The organism is Acinetobacter sp. TY2 (assembly GCF_046269225.1).
In the GTDB taxonomy this organism is placed as follows: domain Bacteria; phylum Pseudomonadota; class Gammaproteobacteria; order Pseudomonadales; family Moraxellaceae; genus Acinetobacter.
Window position 1 is genome coordinate 17,627 of record NZ_JBJZOR010000004.1, and the last position, 21,702, is coordinate 39,328.

Genomic DNA, 21,702 nt, shown 5'->3' on the forward strand with positions numbered 1-21,702 from the left:
TCTTCTTTATCCCTTTGGGATGAATAGCGAAGCTACGCAAGAAAATGAAGTGCTTTCAAATAAACTCTCTCTGAGAAATTTACTACGTAAATCTCTGCAAGGAGAGAGAACTTATAGTTAAAATTTATCTATACCTAATTGCTAATTCATGACTAAGCAATTTCAGATAAATTTAACTCATCACGCATCAATTGTTGTAGTTTAAACTTTTGCGCTTTACCTGAAGCCGTCATTGGAAATTCTGCAAAGAAGCGTACATAACGTGGCACTTTATTATGTGAAATATGCGCTTTACAATATTGGCGAATACTGTCCTCAATTACCTGAAGTTGGTCGCTCGAATGTTCATGTAAAATAATACACGCACACAACTCCTCGCCATAACGTGCATCGGGTAAGCCAATCACTTGTACGTCTGATACATCGGGATGAGTATAGAGGAAATCTTCAATTTCTTTCGGGAAAAGATTTTCACCACCCCGAATCACTACATCTTTGATGCGTCCTTTAATTTTAATAAAACCCTCATCATCCATTTCAGCAATGTCACCCGTATGCATCCATTTGGCAATATCAATCACTTCACGGGTTTTATCCTCATCTTCCCAATAGCCGAGCATGACCGAGTAACCGCGCACACACAGTTCACCAAGCTTTCCACGGGGTACAACCTTACCTTCTTCATCGACAATTTTGATTTCTAAATGTGGATGTACTCGCCCAACTGTACCCACACGACAATCGACGGGGTCTTCTGTTGAACTTTGTGCACTCACAGGCGCTGTTTCGGTCATTCCATAGCAAATGGTAATTTCATGCATATGCATACGATCAATCACACGTTGCATAATTTCTTTTGGACACGGACTACCCGCCATAATGCCTGTACGTAAACTGCTTAAATCAAAGGAATCAAATTCTTCTTGCTCAAGCATGGCAATAAACATTGTTGGAACACCATAGGCTGCGGTACATTTTTCCTGCTCAATCGCTTTTAAACTCGCTAGAGGATTAAAAACTGCCGCAGGATAAATCATCACTGAACCATGTGTAATACAGGCTAAATTGCCCATAACCATGCCAAAACAATGAAACAATGGCACAGAAATGCACACTCGGTCTTTCGAGGTTAAGTGCATTGCTTCACCGACAAAATAACCATTATTTAAAATGTTATTGTGGGTCAGCATTGTGCCTTTGGGGCTACCCGTTGTGCCTGAAGTAAATTGGATATTAATGGTTTCATCAAATTGTAAACTTGTAGAAATACTTTGTAATTCAGCCAATTGCTGTACTGTCGGTGTTGTGAGTAAATCACTAAATCGATGCATGCCATTTTGAACGTGCTCATCAATTTTAATCACACATTTTAAATGCGACAAACGCACTGAATTGAGTACTTTAGATGAGCTATTTTCAGTAAGTTCGGGGTCAATTTTATAGAGAATTTCTTGATAATCGGTGGTTTTAAAGGTTGATGCAATCACTAAAGCTTTACACGATACTTTATTTAAAACGTATTCAAGTTCATTGCTTTTATAAGCTGGATTTAAATTGACTAAAATAATGCCTGCTTTGAATGCAGCAAATTGGGTGATCGTCCACTCCACACAATTAGGAGACCAAATTGCTAAACGGTCTCCTTTTTTCAGACCTAATTTTAATAAGTTACAAGCAAAGGCATTGACCTGTGCCTGTAACTCCCGATAATTCAGTCGTATATTTTGATGCAGACTCACCACTGCATCTTGTTCAGCATATTGCTGACAGGCTTCATCAAATTTTGCGCCAATTGTCATACCTACAAGAGGCTGACTGCTTGCACCATAGGCATAGCTTAACCGTAATTGCGACATTGAATCATACTCCTTGATTCTTTGTAATTCTGATTGTTCACTTCAATATAATTGTTGTTTCACTTTCCGTATTTTTTCGCGATTACTTTGTTTCACTCGTTTATATTTAACGCATCCAAACTGCTAAAACGGTCTTTACTTCATTTAACTAATTATTTTCCCTCCTCAGTTTTGACCGCATTAAGACAAAAATCAGCAATCTGTTTCACAAAATAATCTTTATAAGCCTCATCAAACATTACATTACGTGAGGGATTTAAAGGTTCAATCACAACAAACGTCATAGCACCAACAACACACAATGCCGCTGTATTTAAATCTTCAAAACCAAACTCACCACTTACCTTTCCTTCGGCTAAAATTTCTTTAATGCTTTGTTTAATCAGTTGCTTACTACGAAATCGCTCATGTTCAATCGATGGATCTACAGGTTCAAACATCAGCGAATACGCAAGCTGTGGGCTATTCATTGCACGCTTTACAAAAGTCGTAACCGCCTTATGTAGCTTCTGTACGGGACTGAGCGACCCTGCTGCAATGTGATTTAAAATCTCCACTTCAAGCAAAATTGCCGCAGACAATACTTCAACTAACACCTGACTTTTACTGTCAAAGTACCGATAAACCAAACCACTCGACACACCTGCTCGATCTGCAATGGCTTGGATTTGTGCATCTTTAAAACCACCTTGAGCAATCAGCTCTCGTGCCGATAACAAAATCGTTTGGCGATTTTGTTGCATGCGCTCTTGCATCAAGGTTGATCGTTTATAACTCATATTTGCATTCTCAAACAATTAAAATGAATTGTAAATCAATTTTTGAATTTCTATTCACTTTTTTGAAAAATATCGGTATGGTAGTTTCAAGCACAACAAAAAACGTGCATGAAACAACAAATATAAACTCAAGGATGAAGTATAAATGAATCTACAAAGTATTGATTTTGGACTAGATGATACACTAATTGCACTGCGTGATTCAGTTGCAAATTTTTGTAGTAAAGAAATTTTACCAATTGCACGCCAAGTCGAACAAGACAATTTCTTTCCAAAACAGCTTTGGCAAAAATTTGGCGATATGGGTTTATTAGGCATGACCGTCAGCGAACAGTATGGCGGCACCAATATGGGCTATTTGGCGCATATCATTGTCATGCAAGAAATTTCACGAGCATCTGCTGCCATTGGCTTGTCTTATGGTGCGCATTCAAATTTGTGTGTCAATCAGATTAACCGCAACGGTAACGAAGAACAAAGGCAACGTTTTTTACCAAAACTAATTTCAGGTGAATTTGTCGGAGCATTGGCAATGTCTGAACCGAACGCAGGCTCAGATGTGGTCAGCATGAAACTTCGTGCCGATGATCACGGCAATCATTTTATTCTCAACGGCTCAAAAATGTGGATTACCAATGGTGGTGATGCAGATGTTCTGGTGGTCTACGCTAAAACTGATTTAACCGCAGGTGCTCAAGGCATGACTGCATTTTTAATTGAAAAAGATATGGCTGGGTTTAGTCATGGTTCTCACCTCGACAAACTCGGTATGCGTGGTTCAAATACCTACCCGTTGTTTTTTGATAACGTAAAAGTACCAAAGGAAAACGTATTAGGTGGTGTAGGTAATGGTACAAAAGTCCTTATGAGTGGACTCGATTATGAACGTGCTGTTTTAAGTGCAGGTCCTTTAGGCATTATGGATGCCTGTTTAGATGTCGTCATTCCTTACATTCATGACCGTAAACAATTTGGACAATCATTGGGTGAATTCCAACTGATGCAAGGCAAAGTTGCAGATATGTATTCGACTTGGTTGGCATGTAAAGCCTTAGTCTATGCCGTAGGTGCAGCCTGTGACAAAGGCAATCATGTACGCAGTTTACGTAAAGATGCAGCGAGCGCCATTTTATATTCTGCAGAAAAAGCAACATGGATGGCAGGTGAAGCCATTCAAGCCCTAGGTGGTAATGGCTATATCAATGAATATGACACAGGGCGTTTTTGGCGTGATGCTAAATTATATGAAATTGGCGCAGGAACTTCAGAGATTCGTCGTATGTTGATTGGTCGTGAACTATTTAATGAAACTCGATAAATCTAAAATTAATGTAAAAAATAGTGACAAAGCACATCAAAACGCAGAATGACAGGGATGTTTTGTATGAACCAACTACACAGTAAAATCAATATTCGAAGTGAAGACTTCAAAATTAATCAAATAGCGATGCAACAATTGGTCGATGATTTAAAACAAAAAGCACAACATATTGCCCTTGGTGGTGGTGAAAGTGCCCGTCAAAAACACCTCTCACGTGGCAAGCTCTTAGCACGTGATCGAATTGATCAATTGGTCGATGCAGGAACGGCCTTTTTAGAAATTGGACAATTAGCGGCTTATAACGTCTATACAGATGACGTTCCTGCTGCCGGTGTTGTTGCGGGGATTGGTCAGATCAATGGCATTACTTGTATGATCGTAGCGAATGATGCAACGGTCAAAGGTGGAACATACTACCCTTTGACTGTGAAAAAACATTTACGTGCACAAGAAATTGCTGAACAAAACCATTTACCGTGTATTTATATGGTCGATTCAGGCGGTGCTTATTTACCAATGCAAGATGAGGTCTTTCCTGACCGTGACCATTTTGGGCGTATTTTTTACAATCAAGCGCGTATGTCTAGCATGGGCATTGCTCAAATTGCAGTAGTCATGGGTAGCTGTACCGCAGGCGGCGCTTATGTACCTGCTATGTCAGATGAAACCATTATTGTTCGTAATCAAGGGACTATTTTCTTAGGTGGGCCACCCCTTGTTAAAGCGGCTACAGGTGAAGTTGTCACAGCCGAAGATTTGGGTGGTGGTGATGTCCATACTCGCCTTTCAGGTGTAGCCGATCATTTGGCTGAAAATGATGAACATGCAATTGCCATTGCCCGTAATATTGTTGCCAATTTAAATAAGACACCGCATCAAGCGAATCATAATATTGAAGAACCGTTGTTCGATGCACAAGAATTGTATGGCGTTGTGCCAAGCGACTCACGTAAACCCTTTGATATTCGTGAAGTCATTGCCCGTATTGTCGATGGTTCACGCTTTGATGAATTTAAAGCTCGTTTCGGTACAACCCTTATTACAGGTTTTGCCAAACTGTATGGTATGCCTGTCGGTATTATTGCCAATAACGGTATTTTATTTTCAGAATCATCACAAAAAGGTGCACATTTTATTGAACTGTGTGCACAGCGAAATATTCCCCTGCTTTTTCTACAAAATATCACAGGCTTTATGGTCGGTCGTCAGTACGAAAATGAAGGCATTGCTAAAAATGGCGCCAAACTGGTCATGGCAGTTGCCACAGCGAATGTACCCAAATTGACCTTAGTGATTGGCGGTTCTTTTGGCGCAGGTAACTATGGTATGTGTGGTCGTGCATATTCACCACGTTTTTTATGGACTTGGCCGAATTCAAGAATTTCAGTCATGGGTGGTGAACAAGCGGCAAGTGTATTGTCTACATTAAAACGTGATCAAATTGAGGCAAAAGGTGAACAGTGGTCTACGGAACAAGAAGATCAATTTAAACAACCTTTCCGTGATCAATTTGAAAAACAAGGTCATCCTTATTATGCCTCTGCTCGACTTTGGGATGACGGTGTCATTGACCCAGCTCAATCTCGTCAAGTTCTTGGCTTAAGTCTTTCGGCTGCCATGAATGCACCCATCAAAGAAACCAAATTTGGCGTATTCCGTATGTAAGGGGCAAACAATGAGTTATCAAACCATGAACCATCAATTTATTGAAATTGAACAACATGATCAGATTGCAACCGTGTGGATTAATCGTGCCGAATTACATAATGCGTTCAATACTCAAGTCATTGCAGAACTGCATGCAACTTTTGATGCACTCAATGTGCGTGATGATATTCGTGTAGTAATTTTGGCAGGACGAGGCAAAAGTTTCTCTGCAGGTGCAGACCTCAATTGGATGAAAGCGCAAAGTGAAGCATCAGCGTCAGACAACGAAGCAGATGCTTTAAAGCTTGCAAAAATGTTACAAGCCCTTGCAACACTGAAACAACCTACCATTGCCCGTGTACACGGTATTGCCTTTGGTGGTGGCATGGGTTTAGCTTCAGCATGTGATATTTGTGTGGCAAGTGAGGAAACTAAATTTGCCACTTCTGAAGTGCGACTTGGCTTAGCCCCCTCTACTATTAGTCCTTATGTCATTCGTGCGATTGGCACACGTCAAGCTTCACGTTACTTTTTGACCGCAGAACGTATTTCAGCGCAACAAGCCTTAGATATTGGACTTGCACATGAGGTGGTTACGGCAGATCAACTTGATGTAAAAGTTAATGAAATTACACAAGCACTTTTACTGGGTGGGCCACAGGCTCAGGCATCGTCAAAACAACTGATTCAAATGGTTGAGCAGCAAGAACTGAATGAAGATTTGTTACAACAAACGGCTCAGCATATTGCTCATGTTCGTCAAGGCTTAGAAGCCAAAGATGGCCTAAATGCATTTTTAAATAAACACAGCCCGTCATGGATTAAGACATTAGCAACACAAGAATAAGGACAAGAATATGTTTGAAAAGATTTTAATTGCTAACCGTGGTGAAATTGCATGTCGTGTAATTCGTACTGCAAAAAAACTTGGTATTGCGACAGTGGCGGTATATTCAGATGCTGATGCACAATCACAGCATGTCAAGCTTGCCGATGAAGCCATTTATATTGGTGAATCACCTGCAACGCAAAGTTATTTACAAGCAGATCGTATTATTCAGGCTGCACTGTCCACAGGTGCTCAAGCAATTCATCCTGGTTATGGTTTTTTATCTGAAAATGATCAATTCGCTCAAAGCTGTTTAGACAATAACATTACATTTATTGGTCCACCTGTTGCGGCTATTTTAGCAATGGGTTTGAAAGCCACTTCTAAAGCACTAATGGAAAAAGCAGGTGTACCATTAACTCCAGGCTATCATGGTACAAATCAAGACCCTGTATTTTTAAAACAACAGGCCGATTGTATAGGCTACCCTGTTTTAATTAAAGCGAGTGCAGGTGGTGGTGGTAAAGGTATGCGTTTGGTTGAACATACTGATGACTTCTTGAGCCTTCTGGCATCATGTAAAAGTGAAGCAAAATCGAGCTTTGGTAATGATGATGTTTTAGTTGAACGCTACGTAATACAGCCGCGTCATATTGAAGTGCAAGTTTTTGGCGATACACATGGTAACTATGTGCATTTATTTGAACGTGATTGCTCTGTACAACGTCGCCATCAAAAAGTGTTAGAAGAAGCCCCTGCACCACTAATGTTAGAAGTAAAACTTGAGGCAATGCGTCAGGCTGCGATTGATGCGGCGCGAGCAGTAGATTATGTCGGTGCAGGCACCGTCGAATTCATTGTAGAACAAGATGGTACCGCGTATTTCATGGAAATGAATACTCGACTACAAGTTGAACATCCTGTGACGGAAATGATCACTGGGCAAGATTTAGTCGAATGGCAACTTCGTGTTGCTTATGGTGAAACTTTACCAAAACAACAACACGAATTAAAAATTCTCGGTCATGCTATTGAGGCTCGTGTTTATGCTGAAGAACCTGAAAAAGGCTTTTTACCCGCAATTGGTCAAATCAACTATTTACATTATCCTGAGCAAAATCAATATGTCCGTGTCGATAGTGGCATTATTGAGGGTGATGAAATCACCACCTACTATGACCCAATGATTGCAAAACTGATTGTTTGGGGCGAAAACCGTGAAGCAGCATTGGTGCAAATGCATCATGCACTCGGTCAATTCCACGTAGATGGTTTAGGCAATAATATTGCCTTTTTAGACCGTATTATTTTATGCGATTCCTTTAAAAATGCGCAGTTAGATACCAATCTCATTCAGCGTGAAGAAGCCATTTTACTCAAACCCAAAATTGAAACAACACCTGAACTGATTATTTCGGCAACATACATCGAACTATTAACCCGCTTTTCAAAAAATCAAATGGCGAATAATCCAGTATGGCAAACGCAGTCTTTATGGCGTTTAAATGTCAATACAAGCTATCCCGTGAAACTTCAACGCAATGAACAGCTACATACGGTCAGCTTTAGTCCAAGAGTCAGCGTGAGTACTCATCAGGCTAGTTTTACTGCCCATTTAAATGGACAACAATTTTCTGTTTCAGGACAGCTTTTAGACAAAAATACCTTACACATCAATATTGATGGAAAACAAAATAAAATTGCATTCAGCCCGAATGCTACAGCTTTGACGATCTTCCAAAATGGTCAAAGTTTTAAATTTGCTTATCCACAACAAAATTTTAATGCGGATGATCAAGAAAGTAACGATGCCAATTTAATTGCACCAATGCCAGGTGTAATTACTCAAGTTTTGGTCAATGCCAACGCTCAAGTGAAAAAGAATGACGTTTTACTAACACTTGAAGCAATGAAAATGGAATATGCCATTCGTGCACCACAAGATGGTATGGTCATCAGTAGTTACTTCCAAGTCGGTGACCAAGTCAAAGCGGGCGATGAGCTTGTCGAGTTTCAAGCGCTCACGGAGGAAGTGGCATGAGTGATCTGAGAACAAATGAGTTTGTCAAAATTGTTGAAGTTGGCCCACGAGATGGTCTGCAAAATGAAAAAACACCACTCTCGCTTAATGACCGCAAAAATCTGATTTTAGATTTAGTCAAAACAGGTCTTAAAAATATTGAAGTCGGCTCATGTGTCTCAGCAAAATGGGTACCGCAAATGGCGCATAGTGATGAACTATTTGCCCAACTCTCAAAAGATACTGATGTTAGTTTTAGTTTATTAACACCAAATTTGAAAGGTTTTGAGTCTGCACTCGCCGTAGGTTGCAAGGAAGTTGCTGTTTTTACCGCAGCGTCTGAAAGCTTTACGCAAAAAAATATCAATTGCAGTATTGATGAAAGTTTTGAAAAATTTACGGATCTAATGAGCACAGCCAAAGCACACGGCGTAAAAGTACGTGGTTATGTATCGTGTATGGTCGATTGCCCTTATGAGGGTGCAATTGCCCCTAAAAAAGTTGCTATTGTATCCAAACGCTTGCTCGATTTGGGTTGTTATGAAATTTCCTTAGGTGAAACCATTGGAACAGCAACACCTGACCGTGTAAAAGCGGTTTGGGATGCTTGCCTTGCTGAAATGGATGTTTTTGTACTTGCAGGACATTTCCACAATACTTATGGTATGGCGATTGCCAATATTTATCAGTCTTTACAACAAGGCATTCGTATTTTTGATTCTTCCATTGCAGGTCTTGGCGGTTGCCCTTATGCCAAAGGTGCATCAGGGAATATCTCAACGGAAGACTTATATTATTTACTATCGAAAATGGGTTATAAAACAGGTATTGATCTATCTGCATTAATGCAAGCGAGCCACAATGTTGGGCAAGTGTTAGAGCGACATAATCCATCAAATTATGCCAATGCGTATTGGCAACAACACTGCGCTTAAATATGACAAAGGATTTATCATTTAGGAGTTAATCCTTCCCCCTCCTCTATATTTTAAGATAAGCGTATCTATTCAGCGTGTTACGGTACTCTGAATAGATTTAAGTCCATCTCTATCAATACATTTTTATCTATCTACATAATATTACAAACAAAACTGTTTATATGGTTCTAATCTCGAGTTGCATTGATCATAATATTAAAAGTGAAACTGTTGGGAATAATGCTTTGCGTGTATTTTTAAATCTGTGTCTATTTTCTATTCTGAGTTTGAATACGTCTGTATTTGCCAATGAAAGCTTTTTACCACCTGATCAGGCTTTTCAATTTTCAGCAGAATCAATCGACAGTCAAAGTGCACAGCTAAAATGGAGCATTGCACCACACTATTATCTGTACCACGATCAATTCAAAGTAACTGTCAATAATACTCCCATAAAACTAAAATTGCCTGCAGGGCATGAAAAAGATGATCCCACTTTTGGCGTGACCAATGTTCACTACAATCAAGTGCTCACTCAAATTGCAGTCAAGCCTAATGCGAACTATAAAGTGTCTTGGCAAGGGTGTTCAGAAGATGGACTTTGCTATCCTTTACAACATAAGACTATTAAAAGTGATGCAGATGGGTTATTTCCACAACAGGCTACTTCACAACGTGGTGGGTTACTGAGCCTAAATCAATCGACTGATAAAAAACTCATCACAGCACCTACAACAGCACAAGATAATGCTGTCACAGTAACGGAAAAAAAGCCTGATCAAAAAAAGCTATTAAAATCTGAAATACCTGTACAAGACTCAGCAGCATCAGAAGTGAATATAACGACTCAAGTTGATGAAACAGCGGTCAATTCAGGTACGAATGATGCAATACAAAGCTCTACGATCAATGCTGCAAGCACTATCATTACAACTGAGTTGAATCCAAAATTCACTCACAATGAGCCTACAACGTCATTACAATTGAATGACGATCAATCGTTTTTAAAGCTTTTATCGCAAGATTCTTTATTTTTAAATTTATTAGTCTTTTTCTTACTCGGTATTTTATTGGCATTTTTACCTTGTTCACTGCCTCTCATTCCAATTCTATCGGGTATTTTAGTACAACGAGCAACAGGTTATAAAACCATTGCCATTGCCCTGAGTTTTGTGATTAGCATGGCATTGGTATACAGCATCATGGGTATTGTGGTTGCTGAAATTGGTTATAGTTTCCAACGCATTTTCCAAAGCCCAATCATCATTTCAATTTTCGCTATTATCTTTGTCGCTTTGGCATTGAATTTATTTGGTTTATATCAAATCAATTTACCGCAAGGTTTAATGAATAAACTTGGCAAACTACAAGATAAACAACAAGGCGGCACGATTATTGGCGCAGGTATTATGGGTGCACTATCTGCACTCATTGTCGGCCCATGTATGAGTGCCCCACTTGCAGGTGCACTCCTGTTTGTTTCTCAATCACACAATGCTTTCCTCGGCGGGCTGTACTTATTTATTTTAGGGTTAGGCATTGGCTTACCTCTGTTTGTTGCTAGTGTTTTTGGTTCTCGTTGGTTGCCTAAACCTGGCATGTGGATGGATCGTGTCAAAGTTGCTTTCGGCTTTTTGATGCTGATGCTCGCGGTCTATTTCATTCGTCCAATGTTGCCATCTACTGCATATTTTGCGCTATTGGCTGTGCTCTGCTTAGCACTTGGTAGTTATTTAATCGTCAATTTACGTCAAGTCATTCAAGCAACTCATAAAGCTTTACTTTTAGCTATCGTTGCGATCTGTTTACTTGCTTCAGGATGGAATATCCGAGAAAGTATTCAGGCATACCAAGTTCAACATAGTGATGCAATGCACTTAGAATGGACAAAAGTCACCACTCAAGCCGAGTTAAAACAAGCACTTGTGCATGCTTCTGAACTTAACCGACCGATCATTATTGACACTTATGCCGATTGGTGTGTGGCATGTCAACCTATTGAAAAAGAAGTCTTTCCTCGTACTGATGTACAATCTGCACTCAAGGATTTCACCCTTATCAAACTCGATTTGACCAACTACAACGAGTCACAAGACTTGATTTTAAAAGAATGGGAAATCTTAGGACCTCCAACGTTGCTTATTTTACAAGCCAATGGTACTGAGCAACGTGCTTTACGTTTGACAGGGACATTCAGTGCGACACAATTAATCAAACAGTTACAGTCGGCACAAAAAAATTGATGGTGACTGTACAGGCAATCCATTTAGGACCGATCATGTTTCCTTGGGGACTCGCCATCCCCATCATCGCATTAGTGCTCAGTTTACTGCTCGGGAAATGTTTATTCCCAAAATTTAAAATCACAACTGCACAATGGCAAGAGTTTAAAGATAGCATTTGGAATGCCATTTTAATTGCACTTTTGTCAGCAAGATTTAGTTTTATCTTATTTCATCTCGACAGCTATCTTGCTCATCCAATAGAAATAATTAAAATCCAAGACAAAGGTTTTCATCTCTATACTGGCATAGTTGTAGCTTTTGCATGGATCATTTGGAAAAATAAACCCTTATCCAAAAAGTTTCTCACCATTTTACTGCTCAGTTTCAGCATGCTCAATCTCGCTGGGTTTGCACTTTTACATCAAGCCCAAATGAAATATCAACAATACCCTGATCTCAATCTGCAAACATTGAATCAGCAGCCGATTGCACTGAGTCAATTTACTGGAAAGCCGACCGTGATTAATTTATGGGCAACATGGTGTCCGCCGTGTCGACGTGAAATGCCAGTGCTATTAGAGGCTCAGAAAAATCATCCTGATGTTGAATTTGTCTTGATTAATCAAGGTGAAGATGCAACTACAATCGAAAAATATCTACAAAATCATGTACAAGGCTTAAACAATGTCTTACTTGATCCTCAAGGTCAAACTGCCGAAAAAACGGGAATGTTTGGTTTGCCATCAACCTTATTTTTTGATGCTCAAGGCAAACTTATTGCCTCACATATGGGTGAGCTCACGCACGCATCGCTGAATCAAAAGATTAAACAAATCCGAGTGAATATAAAGGAAGAATGACGCTATGTTGATGACCGAAATCAAAATGCTTTGCCTAAGTGCAATGGCATTTTCTGTGGCACAAATGAGCTTTGCTGTTGATGCCAACCCTATTAAAGAACGCCTCACCAAAGAAGGTTATACCTTTGTTAAACAAATAGATGCACCTGAGGGCTTGATTGGTTGGACGGGTTACAAAGATGAATATCCATCGACTGTGTTTATTTCTAAAGATCAAAAATATTATGTAGTCGGCGATCTTTACAATTCTACAGGTAAAAATTTGAGTGAAGAAGCCATCAATACCCATGTCAAAGGTGCAGTTCTTGATGAAATTTGGAAGTCTTTAGAAAAATCGACATGGATTCAAGACGGTCAAGACAATGCAGAAAAAATTGTTTATGTATTTAATGATGCCAACTGTCCGTATTGTCATACTATGTGGCAAAAAGCTCGCCCATTGGTCGAGTCAGGTAAAGTTCAATTACGTCATATCATGGTCGGTGTCATTCGTCCGAGCAGTAAAGGACAAGCGGCGACTTTATTGCAAAGTGCCAATCCTGTTGAAACATTTAAGCTATTTAACCAATCGAATGGTAAAAATAAAATTAAAGAAATGACCAATATTCCGAAAAATTTGTCTGATCAATTGGATGCCAATACTGCCTTACTTGATAAATACGGATTCTATGCAACACCCGCTTTAGTATGGAAAAACAATAAAGGTGAAATTGAAAGCATGCAAGGGCTGCCTAAAGATATCAATAAACTCCTTGAGTAAACTTGGTTTTTTCATCATTCAAACTAAGCGTAGAAGCCCCTTCTCCCAACAAGGAGAAGGCTGGAATGAAAGGATTTTAAATAAAAACGTCTTAATTATTTAGCAGTACTACTTATCTCTTTTTGTCGCTTCTTCATGACCAATAGAACGATTTAAAAGCAATTATTTAAAATAATTCAATGGCAATTTTAAATAGCGAATCCCATTACTTTCAGCTTCAGGAAATTGCCCTGCATTCATATTGATTTGAATGGCAGGTAAAATCAATTTAGGCATTGATAATGTCCCATCACGTTCCTCACGCATGCTGACAAAATTAGCTTTATTTACTCCCTGACGAATGTGAATATTTTCCGATTTTTGCGTTTGAATATCGGTCTGCTCAATATACTGCTTGCGGCTTTCAGGTAAATAGTCGTGACACAAAAAAACCCGTGTTTCATTCGGCAGTTCATATAACTTCTGAACTGAATCAAATAATTGCGAAGCACTCCCTTTTGGGAAATCACAGCGTGCAGTGCCATAATCAGGCATAAATAAGGTATCCCCGACAAATACAGCATCACCGATCACATAGCTCAAACATGCAGGTGTATGACCCGGCGTGGCAATATTATAGGCATCCATTTCACCAATATTAAAATGTTCACCATCTTGAAAAAAATGATCAAAAGCCTGATGGGCATTGATCAACTTCAAATCAAGTTGATAAATATCAGCAAATGTTTGTTGAACACCTTTAATTTTGTCACTAATGGCAATTGTTCCACCAAGTTGTTGTTTTAAATATTGCGATGCTGTGAGATGGTCTGCGTGTACATGCGTTTCTAGAATCCATTGCACATTCAGTTGCTGTTGTTGAATATATGCAATTATGGCTTCCGCGTGGTGCGTCTTGGTCGTTGCTGAAGCTGCATCATAATCCAATACACTATCAATAATCGCACAATGGTGGCTGATTGGATCAGCCACGACATAACTAAAAGTATGGGTATTTTCATCAAAAAATGACTTAACCTGTGGATTCATGATTGACTCTGCCCTTTACGGTAAATAAGCATACCCATAAACATCGATATAATAAAATACAATCCGTCGTAATGACCTAAACCGATTAAGGTGAATGCAGGTGCAGGACAGATCCCTGCAATACCCCATCCCATTCCAAAAATAAATGCACCTATAACTAGACGACGGTCGATTTGAGTACTGACAGGTAAATCCATTGGCTCATTAAACAATGTTACAGGTTTTTTGATGGCTTTTTGAAATGGAATAAAAGCCACAACAATAGCACCCATCATTACAAAAGCAAGACTTGGATCCCAATGACCAAATAAATCTAAAAAACCCAAGACTTTTTCAGGATTCGACATACCTGAAAGCATTAATCCTACAGAAAAAATCGAACCGAAAATAAAAGCAAATACATTTTTCATGACATTGCTCCTAACACATGGCGCATCACATATACCGTGATAAAGCCTGCAAGCATGAACGTACACGTTGCAACAATTGAGCGTACCGATAAACGACTCATACCACAAATCCCATGCCCACTTGTACAACCTGAACCTAAACGAGTACCAAAACCGACCAATAGCCCTGCAATGATCAGTAACCACGGATTAGAGCTCATAATGATGTCAGGCTGTATAAATAGTCCATAGATAAATGGTGTCACAATCAGCCCTAAAATAAACCAAGTTGCAGGGTTTTGGCTTAACGATTTAAAGCTTAAAATCTGAGCCACCATGCCACTAATACCTGTGATACGACCATTCACAAAAAGATAGCCAATTACAGCCACACCTAAGAGCAATCCACCAAGAAATGCGATTAAAAAATCGTGCATGTTCTACACTCGATACAATATATGTTTTTATAATATATTATTTTAGATATTAAATAAAGCTCATTTAAAACCTGAATATTTCACCTAAACACATGCTATGTTGAGGAAACATTCAGAAATATCAAATCAAGTAAATTCTGTCAGAACCCGATCTACAAACCATTTCGGAAAACGTTCCACGATTGGATTAAGTTTCAAGACTTCTGCATGTTCAATTTCTGCAAGAAATGATGCTTTTTCACCATGACTTGAATTATCAAAAATATATGCGCGGTCTGCATGATCAACAGCTTGCATTAATAAATCTAAACTGCGGTAATATCGCTCTCTAATTTTCTGTTCAGGTACGGGGTGACCACCCATTTTCACACGATAATGTACCCGCCCGATATTAATCTCAGGATCTACTGTCGCAACATAATATAAATAAGTTTTGAATCCGTATCGTTTCGCATCATGCAAAAACTCAACTTTGCTGATATGAGACATCACCGTTTCAAAAGTAAAACTTATTTTTAGCCTTAAAAATTCAAGACGAATGAAATCAATAATTCTTGCTGCAAGATAAGAATCAACTTCTTGCCTTTGAAAGATAATACTCTGCCCTTTGATTGTGGGGTTACGTTCTAATAATGGAACAACTTGATGGTCTTTTTTCTTACTTTTTTGATATAAAAAATCGACAAGTGCAACAGCACATAAATCAGGATGATATTCTTTTAAATCTAAAATATGTGTACGAAATAAAATTTTTTCTAATTCATCAGCATTTAAATATGCACCAATTTGCTGAACTGTCAAATAATCCTTAATTGTACTTTTTCCAGAACCGTTTGGACCTGCAAACATACGTATACGGGGTTGGTGCATGAACTAGACGCCAACCTCATGTTTTTTCTTACGTTTAAATACACTATGCTTTAAATGTGGTACAACATAAGTATCAGATACATTTTTGACAACATGAGTGTGCTGCTTTTGTTGTTCAATCAACATTCCATTTTTAACGTAACAAACCTTTTCACCTGAGTGAATAGCTGTATTAAATGCATCAGAAAATGCTAAAACAGCAGCGTCAGGCACTGCACGACAATTTGGATTAAGCACTTTATCCAAATCCTGTTGTTTTGCATGGCTTGGGTATGTGGTAAATGTCGTCATATTGACTCCATTGTCTAAAGCAACTTTGATTAATAGCATAATTCTAACATATCTAAATATGATGTCTATTTTTCAATCAAAAAGATGAGTTTTCTATCATCAATAGGCTCAAATATAAAAACTCAATACAACAAAACTTAGAATAGCAACCATTTCGACAAGTTCAATACTCGCTCCAACCGTATCTCCAGTAATACCATCAATTCTACGAATAAATTGCTGTCTTAAATACAGCAGGATGAGAATACTGATCATTATACAGCCCAGACCAAGCCATGAAAAATAAGCAAACAAGCTTAAACTCAAACAAGCAACAATGATTGATATCATTTTTGGTATATAATTGGCAATAGAAGAGCCAAGTCCTTTCTCACGCACATAATCTGTTGTTAAAAATAAGAATAATGGAACAAGACGTCCAAGCATTGGAAATAAAATCAATGCCTGTACATATTGCTTCTCAAGCAATACATAAATTGCTGACCATTTTAAAATACAGACAATAATTAAACTCAGCACACCAATAGGACCACAAGCGGGATCTTTCATGATTTTCAATGTGCGTTCTTTATCACCAAAACCACCAACCCAAGCATCCGCAGTATCGGCTAAACCATCAAGGTGTAAGCCACCTGTCAGCCAAATCCAAATCACCAGAATTAAACTACTGAGTAGCATAGATGGCAAAGCAGACAACCCAAGTGCAATTGTATAAAGTACAAGTCCAATGCCTAAACCAATTACAGGATAAAACAATAAAGACTGACCATTTTGTTGTTTCGATGGCATCTGCTTCAACTGAATCGGGAACACCGTTAAAAATTGCATTGCAATCCAAAATGGCATCATTGAAGTTGCTCCTCACTAGCCATTTGCACAAGTTCCGCTTCAATTAATTGTAATTGTAAAGTCTCTACATCAACTTCAAAACAACTAAGCTGTCCAAGTTCTGCGGTCATTTTTAATAAGTCATCTAACGGTTGTTGTAGCGCTAAACATTTCAACAACTTAATTACACCACCATGCGTCACAATTAATGCATGTTCAGCCTGTTGAACTTTCATTTGCTGATAAATTTGTGCTAAACCACTTAAAATACGTGCTTGAAAGTGCGCTAATGTCTCTCCATTGGGTGCATTGTACTGTGTTGGATATTGCCAAAAATTTGCCAAGAGCTCAGGTTCATCTGCATAGATTTGTGCTGTTGATGTACCTTCCCAATCACCAAAATGCATTTCTTGCAAATCTGCATTGAGTGTCATCGATAAATCAAACTGTTCAACTAAAGCCTCTGTGAATTTTGCACAGCGTTGTAAAGGTGATGAAAATAATAGTCGCCAAGGCATAGAGCCTGCACGTTGCACCGCTTGATCGATGGTCTGTTGCATTTGTTGCCATCCCAATGCCGTTAACGCATCATCCGTTGAACCACGTAAAGTATGACTTAAGGTTGTTTCGCCATGTCTAAGCAGATCAATTCGAAGTTTCATGCTGTTTCAATGCCTTTATTGATCAATATGCAAATTAAACTTTTTCACCAATCACAGCCGCTTCCGCAAAAGTTGCCATTTGATTATGTAAACTACATGCCAATTTGATTAAACCTAATGAAGCACCTGCGCCACTACCTTCACCTAAACGTAAATCGAGTTTAAGTAATGGATCTGCATCTAATTCTTGTAATAATCTACGATGACCATACTCGGCAGATTGATGTCCAAACAACATCCATTGGCGCGCTTCAGGGTTTAAACGTACTGCAAGTAACGCTGAAACTGTACTAATAAAACCATCGACAATAATTGGCAATCCTAACTGTGCAGAGCGGATATATGCGCCTGTCATTGCTGCAATTTCCAATCCACCGACAGCGCAAAGGGCTTTAAAAGCATTCTGCTGCACATAATCTTGATGAAGCTGAATGGCTTGATTGATGATATTTTTCTTATGAACCAATTGTTCTTCACGGATACCTGTACCCACACCCGTCAACTGCTCAGCAGGTTCGTTTAACAAGAAACATGCGACAGCTGATGCAGAGCAAGTATTTCCAATGCCCATTTCCCCTGCAATATAAACCGATGCTTTTTGTGCAAAGGCTTGATTTGCACTATCAAAGCCTAAAGACATTGCTTGCAGACATTGCGCTTCGGTCATAGCAACTTGTTTTACAAAATTTGCTGTTCCTTCAATAATGCAATGGCGCTCAACACCAACATAATCATAAACTTCACCTACAGAACCACAATCAATCACTTGTAAATTTGCTGCATATTCACGAGCAATCACGCTAATACATGCCCCACCTGTAGCAAAATTTTGTAACATTTGGCGAGTTACTGCTTGCGGATAAGCCGAAATATTTTCCGCCATCACACCATGATCACCTGCAAAAATAGTAATCCAAGGCTGGTCAACATTTGGCTTTGCATTGGCTTGTAAACTTGCAAGCTGCACTGCAACACGTTCCAGAATAGACAGTGAGCCTGTCGGTTTAGTTAATTGTCCTTGTCGATCTTCCGCTTGTTGTTTGATTGTTTGATTTGGTACCGCACAAGCCTCATTCCACCAATATACTGCATTTAACGTTGTCAAAATTTTTCCTTTTACATTGATCGATCATTTTTAAAATTCATTTCATCTTTTAAAGTCATGGGAAATCCTGCAACACAGAAACTGACTTTATTCGCAATTTTTCCAATCTCTTGATGCAAACGCCCTGATTCATCGACAAATTTTCGGGTTAATTCACCGAGCGGTACGACACCGAGTCCTGTTTCATTGCTGACTAAAATCACATCAGATTTTAAGGTCAATAAAACTGCCAATAACTGTTGGCATTGTGCAAACTGTATATTTTTATCTTCATGAATCAATAGATTACTTATCCATAAAGTAAGACAATCGACTAAAAAAAGCTGTCCTTCTTGATCGTATTTCTTTAAACATTCAGCTAAATATAAAGGTTCTTCAATGACCTGCCATTCACTTGGACGTTGTGCCTGATGATGCACGATTCGTTCTTCCATCTCAGCATCACGCGCTTGTGCTGTCGCAATATAGATCACAGACTGCAAAGATGCTTTTGCTGTCTGCTCCGCTAAGCGGCTTTTTCCTGAACGCGCACCGCCTAAAATCAATTGCAACATGACAAATCCCTGTGATAAATGAAGTATTGAGATTTATTCACAATCTAATCCCAATTGAATATGTTGATTGGGATACAATTCCCCTTGTAAAACTTTTGCCTGATAAGAACCAAAAGTTAAATGTTCAATTTCAATATTAAAACTTTGTTGTGGAATCTGGCTAATTTTTTCGTATAGATATTCGGTTTTAAATTCGGAACGATATAAACCTAAGGTAATATGGGGACAATAATGTAAAGCGGCAGGTTCAAAGGTTTGTTGTGAAAGAAGATGCCTAATATTGCTTAGGCTATTTTCAGTGTCTAAAACCTCAACAAAAAGTGCGCTATCGAAACTATTAATTTTGCCTATTTTCAATTCAATCGGCTTTAAATTCAATGCTTTTAATTGCATATACTGCTGCTGAAATTGCTCAATACTAAAATCATCATTGTGTATTCCTGTATTCTTCTGATGAGATAATATTGTATCAGCCTCTTTTTTTAAAAAACCGCATACAAACAAAGTAATATGAAACTGACGAATATTGGGTTGAAATAAATCAGGCTCAAAGATTACTCTGAGTTTATTTAAATATTCAACTAATTCAGGATGTTCAATTTCAATATACCATAAGGCGTAATTTTCCCGCCCCTTATGCCATTCAGGATAATCATGCGCTAAAGTTGGGACTGTCAGACTTTGTGGGCGTAAAAACACGATATAAACAACATCAAAAGAACAAGCATATTAAAACATGCTTAGAGTATGTAAAATTAAAAAATATCTGTTATTTATTCATTATGTATAAATTAATTTCAGATTTTTTATTAAAATATCAACGAACCTAGCAGACAATATTTCAGATAAATTTTGTGGTTTTAACCCAACATCAAAACCACACTCTCCCGACTCATAAACATCTTATTTATTGCTTTTAAAGTGGCATCAATCATTGTTTTTAAATGCTTTACTTGACCAATTTGGATTATTACTACCGACATAACCTGTTTAAAGCTCAGCAACCTTTGGATCTGCCATATTGGTGATAAAAAAGTGAATGATGTAACCTCTGCTGATATATTGCATATTGTTAGATCTACAGTGAAACGTGTCAGAAAAACGTGTAAAAATTGCTTACCAGGTGGAAACGGCACAAAATGCCCGAAGAAAAAATAATAACGTGCTCGTATTTTTCTAACCCTTAAATAATTACAATAAAAATGATATGTTACGGTATCAACAATAAATTTAAATATCCAAAATTATTACAGACAGCATTTAAATGGCATAAGAGGTTTACCAATTGAAAACTTGGCAAGAATCACTCACTATTTTAAAAGATGGAAATGGGCGCTTTATTCAAAACAAAATGAATAACGTTTTACACCACGACTTACAAACATTGTCTGAAGCCCAAGATCCGTATGCTGTGATTCTATGCTGCTCAGATTCGAGAGTATCCCCTGATATTATTTTCGATCAAAGTCTTGGAAATTTATTTGTGATTCAAAATGCCGGTAATGTCAGTGATACATCGGTTCTTGGAAGCATTCAATATGCGATACAGCATCTAAAGACACCTTTGATTATTGTACTTGGCCATACTTGCTGTGGAGCTGTAACAGCCGCTCACCAAAACAAGAAAATGAAAGGCCCTTTAAAGGATCTCATCACACAAATTGATGATAATCTTGTACTCAATGGAAACGTAGAGGATTCTATTAAAAATCACACTCTAGCTACAGCAAGATCGCTAAATGCCGCGTTAGAAAAACATCAGGCTAAAATTGAACAAGATGCTCGAGTGATTCCTGCGGTATATGACATTGCCAGTGGTTATATATCTTGGATGGATTTAGAAGAAGATATAATCGCTACACCATACTTATTCTCTCAATAAGCGCTACACGATTTAGCCTATAGAAAACAAATAAAGCACCTCACGGCGCTTCACTTATAAGAAATCCTGAACCAGTTTCTTAATGACGAGTTGCTGAAGTTTAAGTGAGAATTCATACAAACGAGCATTACAGGAGATATAATAAAATGCCTAAACTATCTAGATAATAATTATTTTTCAAAAATATAGTTAATCTGATATTATTAATAATGATTCTCAATAACATTTTATAAAATACAATATGACCGATTTATCAACAAACTTTAACGACAACCGCTTCATCAAATCTTGGTTTGGATTTTTTCTAGGGTTGTTTTGCGTTGGAACTAGCTTGATAGCTTTATTTGAATCTGTGAATTTACAAAGCATCCTACGAACTTTGGGTTTTTTATGCTTTTGGTATCCTTGGTGTCAACTACCCATTAAGAATTACCCGCTGTC

21 protein-coding genes are annotated in these 21,702 nt (G+C 38.4%); 9 read left to right on the forward strand and 12 right to left on the reverse strand.

What is annotated here, in order from left to right; genetic code table 11:
• Positions 1–152 precede the first annotated feature (152 nt).
• On the reverse strand, positions 153–1,856 hold the full coding sequence (locus ACK1JC_RS03200) for an AMP-binding protein (protein ID WP_409510410.1): 1,704 nt from the start codon (positions 1,854–1,856) through the stop codon (positions 153–155).
• Positions 1,857–2,008: 152 nt separating this feature from the next.
• On the reverse strand, positions 2,009–2,635 hold the full coding sequence (locus ACK1JC_RS03205) for a TetR/AcrR family transcriptional regulator (protein ID WP_409510411.1): 627 nt from the start codon (positions 2,633–2,635) through the stop codon (positions 2,009–2,011).
• A 145-nt stretch (positions 2,636–2,780) separates the two neighbouring features.
• Here ACK1JC_RS03205 and ACK1JC_RS03210 point away from each other — a divergent pair, with 145 nt between their 5' ends.
• The 8 genes from ACK1JC_RS03210 to dsbG all read left to right on the forward strand — a co-directional run bounded on the left by ACK1JC_RS03210 (position 2,781) and on the right by dsbG (position 13,214).
• Entirely contained in the window at positions 2,781–3,953 is a 1,173-nt protein-coding gene (locus ACK1JC_RS03210; RefSeq protein WP_409510412.1) for an isovaleryl-CoA dehydrogenase, read from the forward strand.
• Positions 3,954–4,019: 66 nt separating this feature from the next.
• Positions 4,020–5,621 carry a carboxyl transferase domain-containing protein gene (locus ACK1JC_RS03215; protein WP_409510413.1) on the forward strand — a complete coding sequence of 534 codons (1,602 nt, stop codon included), beginning with the start codon at positions 4,020–4,022 and terminating at the stop codon, positions 5,619–5,621.
• Positions 5,622–5,646: 25 nt separating this feature from the next.
• Positions 5,647–6,450, forward strand: a complete 804-nt coding sequence (locus tag ACK1JC_RS03220; RefSeq protein ID WP_409510585.1) for an enoyl-CoA hydratase/isomerase family protein — start codon at positions 5,647–5,649, stop codon at positions 6,448–6,450.
• Between the two features lie 10 nt (positions 6,451–6,460).
• A complete protein-coding gene (locus ACK1JC_RS03225; RefSeq protein WP_409510414.1) occupies positions 6,461–8,473 on the forward strand; it encodes an acetyl/propionyl/methylcrotonyl-CoA carboxylase subunit alpha in 2,013 nt (670 codons plus the stop codon).
• Positions 8,470–9,387, forward strand: coding sequence for a hydroxymethylglutaryl-CoA lyase (locus tag ACK1JC_RS03230; RefSeq protein WP_409510415.1), 918 nt, complete (start codon positions 8,470–8,472; stop codon positions 9,385–9,387). The genes ACK1JC_RS03225 and ACK1JC_RS03230 overlap by 4 nt, the downstream gene beginning before the upstream one ends.
• Positions 9,388–9,551: 164 nt before the next feature.
• Positions 9,552–11,612 (forward strand): protein-disulfide reductase DsbD, encoded by a 2,061-nt coding sequence (gene dsbD / locus ACK1JC_RS03235; protein WP_409510416.1) that lies wholly within the window; start codon positions 9,552–9,554, stop codon positions 11,610–11,612.
• On the forward strand, positions 11,612–12,454 hold the full coding sequence (locus ACK1JC_RS03240; RefSeq protein ID WP_409510417.1) for a prolipoprotein diacylglyceryl transferase family protein: 843 nt from the start codon (positions 11,612–11,614) through the stop codon (positions 12,452–12,454). Before dsbD ends, ACK1JC_RS03240 begins: the two co-directional genes overlap by 1 nt.
• A gap of 10 nt (positions 12,455–12,464) precedes the next feature.
• Entirely contained in the window at positions 12,465–13,214 is a 750-nt protein-coding gene (gene dsbG, locus ACK1JC_RS03245; RefSeq protein WP_409510586.1) for a thiol:disulfide interchange protein DsbG, read from the forward strand.
• A 162-nt stretch (positions 13,215–13,376) separates the two neighbouring features.
• On the opposite strand, the gene ACK1JC_RS03250 is transcribed toward dsbG, so the two are convergent.
• The 10 genes from ACK1JC_RS03250 to ACK1JC_RS03295 all read right to left on the reverse strand — a co-directional run bounded on the left by ACK1JC_RS03250 (position 13,377) and on the right by ACK1JC_RS03295 (position 20,078).
• Positions 13,377–14,243, reverse strand: a complete 867-nt coding sequence (locus ACK1JC_RS03250) for an MBL fold metallo-hydrolase (protein ID WP_409510418.1) — start codon at positions 14,241–14,243, stop codon at positions 13,377–13,379.
• Entirely contained in the window at positions 14,240–14,653 is a 414-nt protein-coding gene (locus ACK1JC_RS03255; protein ID WP_409510419.1) for a DUF6691 family protein, read from the reverse strand. The genes ACK1JC_RS03250 and ACK1JC_RS03255 overlap by 4 nt, the downstream gene beginning before the upstream one ends.
• The gene (locus tag ACK1JC_RS03260; RefSeq protein ID WP_409510420.1) at positions 14,650–15,069 is read right to left on the reverse strand and encodes a YeeE/YedE family protein; all 420 of its coding nucleotides are present in this window, start codon (positions 15,067–15,069) and stop codon (positions 14,650–14,652) included. Before ACK1JC_RS03260 ends, ACK1JC_RS03255 begins: the two co-directional genes overlap by 4 nt.
• A gap of 126 nt (positions 15,070–15,195) precedes the next feature.
• Positions 15,196–15,939, reverse strand: coding sequence for a zeta toxin (locus ACK1JC_RS03265; protein ID WP_409510421.1), 744 nt, complete (start codon positions 15,937–15,939; stop codon positions 15,196–15,198).
• Positions 15,940–15,942: 3 nt separating this feature from the next.
• Positions 15,943–16,230, reverse strand: coding sequence for a hypothetical protein (locus ACK1JC_RS03270; protein ID WP_409510422.1), 288 nt, complete (start codon positions 16,228–16,230; stop codon positions 15,943–15,945).
• Positions 16,231–16,338: 108 nt separating this feature from the next.
• Positions 16,339–17,079, reverse strand: a complete 741-nt coding sequence (locus tag ACK1JC_RS03275; RefSeq protein WP_409510423.1) for an adenosylcobinamide-GDP ribazoletransferase — start codon at positions 17,077–17,079, stop codon at positions 16,339–16,341.
• Positions 17,076–17,720 carry a histidine phosphatase family protein gene (locus ACK1JC_RS03280; RefSeq protein ID WP_409510424.1) on the reverse strand — a complete coding sequence of 215 codons (645 nt, stop codon included), beginning with the start codon at positions 17,718–17,720 and terminating at the stop codon, positions 17,076–17,078. The genes ACK1JC_RS03275 and ACK1JC_RS03280 overlap by 4 nt, the downstream gene beginning before the upstream one ends.
• Positions 17,721–17,754: 34 nt before the next feature.
• Positions 17,755–18,825 carry a nicotinate-nucleotide--dimethylbenzimidazole phosphoribosyltransferase gene (gene cobT / locus ACK1JC_RS03285; protein WP_409510425.1) on the reverse strand — a complete coding sequence of 357 codons (1,071 nt, stop codon included), beginning with the start codon at positions 18,823–18,825 and terminating at the stop codon, positions 17,755–17,757.
• A gap of 11 nt (positions 18,826–18,836) precedes the next feature.
• Positions 18,837–19,379: a bifunctional adenosylcobinamide kinase/adenosylcobinamide-phosphate guanylyltransferase gene (cobU, locus tag ACK1JC_RS03290; protein ID WP_409510426.1), complete on the reverse strand. Its 543-nt coding sequence runs from the start codon at positions 19,377–19,379 to the stop codon at positions 18,837–18,839.
• A 33-nt stretch (positions 19,380–19,412) separates the two neighbouring features.
• A complete protein-coding gene (locus tag ACK1JC_RS03295; protein ID WP_409510427.1) occupies positions 19,413–20,078 on the reverse strand; it encodes a 2'-5' RNA ligase family protein in 666 nt (221 codons plus the stop codon).
• A gap of 586 nt (positions 20,079–20,664) precedes the next feature.
• Between ACK1JC_RS03295 and ACK1JC_RS03300 the strand changes: the two genes are divergently transcribed.
• Positions 20,665–21,261, forward strand: a complete 597-nt coding sequence (locus ACK1JC_RS03300) for a carbonic anhydrase (RefSeq protein WP_409510428.1) — start codon at positions 20,665–20,667, stop codon at positions 21,259–21,261.
• Positions 21,262–21,702: the final 441 nt, after the last annotated feature.